General features: G+C 41.3%; 3 protein-coding genes. All 3 read left to right on the top strand.

Going from position 1 to position 1,612, the window contains the following annotated elements:
- Positions 1-581: amino acid ABC transporter permease (locus QZ359_RS09090; protein WP_293965909.1), on the top strand; the 581-nt coding region annotated here is incomplete at its 5' end.
- Positions 581-1,315 (top strand): amino acid ABC transporter ATP-binding protein, encoded by a 735-nt coding sequence (locus QZ359_RS09085; protein WP_173228687.1) that lies wholly within the window; start codon positions 581-583, stop codon positions 1,313-1,315. The genes QZ359_RS09090 and QZ359_RS09085, both read left to right, overlap by 1 nt.
- A gap of 153 nt (positions 1,316-1,468) precedes the next feature.
- The coding region (locus QZ359_RS09080) for a tetrahydrofolate dehydrogenase/cyclohydrolase catalytic domain-containing protein (protein ID WP_365968108.1) at positions 1,469-1,612 on the top strand (144 nt) is incomplete at its 3' end.

Raw genomic sequence — 1,612 nt, 5'->3', positions numbered from 1 at the left:
GTGTTGTCTTGGCTTTTGGGCAACGTTCAAAGTTTAAACCGCTTGTTTGGTTCGCCAACTTGTACGTTTGGATTTTCCGTGGGACACCGATGATGGTTCAGATTATGATTGCCTTTGCCCTTATGCACATCAATGCTCCGACTATTCAGGTTGGAATTTTAGGTGTTGACCTTTCTCGTCTAATTCCAGGGATTTTGATTATCTCTATGAACAGTGGTGCTTATGTTTCTGAGACTGTTCGTGCTGGGATTAATGCGGTTCCAAAAGGTCAGCTAGAGGCTGCCTATTCTTTAGGGATTCGTCCTAAAAATGCGATGCGCTATGTGATTTTGCCACAAGCTATAAAAAATATCTTGCCAGCATTGGGGAACGAATTTATCACTATTATCAAGGATAGTTCCCTCTTATCAGCTATCGGTGTTATGGAGTTATGGAACGGGGCTACAACAGTTTCTACAACAACCTATCTACCTTTAACACCACTTTTATTTGCAGCCTTTTATTACTTGATTATGACTTCTATTTTGACAGTAGCCTTGAAAGCTTTTGAAAAACGTATGGGACAAGGAGATAAGAAATAATGACAGAAACTTTGATAAAAATTGAAAATTTACATAAATCATTTGGAAAAAATGAAGTATTGAAGGGCATCAACCTCGAGATTAAAAGAGGAGAAGTTGTCGTTATCATCGGTCCTTCGGGGAGCGGGAAATCTACCTTGCTTCGCTCTATGAATTTGTTGGAAGAAGCGACTAAAGGGAAGGTTATCTTTGAGGGAGTCGATATTACGGACAAGAAGAATGACCTGTTTGCCATGCGTGAGAAGATGGGCATGGTTTTCCAACAATTTAATCTCTTTCCTAATATGACTGTGATGGAAAATATCACCTTGTCACCTATCAAGACCAAAGGTGAGAGCAAGGCTGTTGCTGAGAAGAGAGCCCAAGAGCTTTTGGAAAAAGTTGGTTTGCCAGATAAGGCAGATGCTTATCCACAGAGTTTGTCAGGTGGCCAGCAACAACGGATTGCCATCGCGCGTGGGTTGGCCATGGAACCTGATGTTTTGCTCTTTGACGAGCCGACTTCAGCTCTGGACCCTGAGATGGTTGGAGAAGTTCTAGCTGTTATGCAAGCCCTTGCCAAGTCAGGAATGACCATGGTTATCGTAACACATGAGATGGGATTTGCCCGTGAGGTGGCAGATCGTGTCATCTTTATGGCAGACGGTGTGGTTGTTGAAGACGGAACACCAGAACAGATTTTTGAACAAACTCAAGAACAACGGACTAAAGACTTCTTGAGTAAGGTTTTATAATCTATTTTAAAATTTCAAGACAAGATTAATGGAAAGCTCGACCCGAGCTTTTTCTTATAGTTTGAAACTATAGGATGACCTAGTCAAGAAGTGTTAGAGCTACATTGTATTTTTTGGTATAATTAAAGATATTTGTAAGAAAAGAGAAGTGATATGACACAGATTATTGATGGGAAAGCTTTAGCGGCCAAATTACAGGGACAGCTGGCTGAAAAGACTGCAAGATTAAAGGAAGAAACAGGTCTAGTGCCTGGTTTGGTAGTGATTTTGGTTGGAGACAATCCAGCCAGCCAAGTC

The organism is Streptococcus sp. (assembly GCF_019414905.1).
Taxonomy (GTDB): Bacteria; Bacillota; Bacilli; order Lactobacillales; family Streptococcaceae; genus Streptococcus.
Note: the sequence above shows the minus strand (reverse complement) of the source record. Positions and strands in the feature narration are given on the sequence as shown.

Bases quoted from the DNA above. Each gene is read 5' to 3' on its own strand.
- QZ359_RS09085 (WP_173228687.1), top strand. From the start codon at position 581: ATGACAGAAACTTTGATAAAAATTGAAAATTTACATAAATCATTTGGA.